This window comes from Streptomyces sp. NTH33, assembly GCF_003236365.1.
Classification (GTDB): Bacteria; Actinomycetota; Actinomycetes; order Streptomycetales; family Streptomycetaceae; genus Streptomyces.
On record NZ_POTZ01001049.1, the window covers coordinates 1 to 692 of the forward strand.

General features: G+C 67.5%; 2 protein-coding genes. Both read left to right on the forward strand.

The annotated features are described in order from the left end of the window. Positions 1-527: alpha-glucosidase C-terminal domain-containing protein (locus tag C1I97_RS38390; RefSeq protein WP_220040904.1), on the forward strand; the 527-nt coding region annotated here is incomplete at its 5' end. Continuing rightward, positions 524-692 (forward strand): alpha-amylase family glycosyl hydrolase (locus C1I97_RS43185; protein ID WP_181447124.1); only part of this gene is annotated, 169 nt, incomplete at its 3' end. The genes C1I97_RS38390 and C1I97_RS43185, both read left to right, overlap by 4 nt.

Genomic DNA, 692 nt, shown 5'->3' on the forward strand with positions numbered 1-692 from the left:
CCGCCACCCTCTCCCCCGCCTGGGGCATCTACAGCGGCTACGAACTGTGCGAGAACACCCCCCTGCGCGAGGGCAGCGAGGAGTACCTGGACTCGGAGAAGTACCAGCTCAAACCCCGCGACTGGGAGGCCGCCGAACGCGAGGGCCGCACCCTCACCCCCCTGATCACCCGGCTCAACGACATCCGCCGCCGCAGCCCGGCCCTGCGGCAGCTGCGCAATCTGCGCTTCCACCACGCCGACAAGGAAGAGGTGATCGCCTACTCGAAGCGGAGCGGATCGAACACGGTTCTGGTGGTCGCCAACCTCGACCCCCACCACACCCAGGAGGCCACGGTCTCGTTGGACATGCCGCAACTCGGCCTGGACTGGCACGAGTCGGTGCCGGTGCGCGACGAGCTCACCGGCGAGACCTACCACTGGGGCAGGGCCAACTATGTGCGTCTCGAACCGGGCCGAAGGCCCGCGCACGTCCTCACCGTCCTGCGACCGTCCACCCCGCAGATCGGAGGGTCACCCACAACATGATCGTCAATGAGCCCGTTCCGGACACCTTCGAGGACACTCCGGCCAGGGACCGGGATCCGGAGTGGTTCAAACGCGCCGTCTTCTACGAGGTCCTCGTCCGCTCCTTCCAGGACAGCAACGGCGACGGCGTCGGCGACCTGAAGGGCCTGACCGCCAAACTCGACT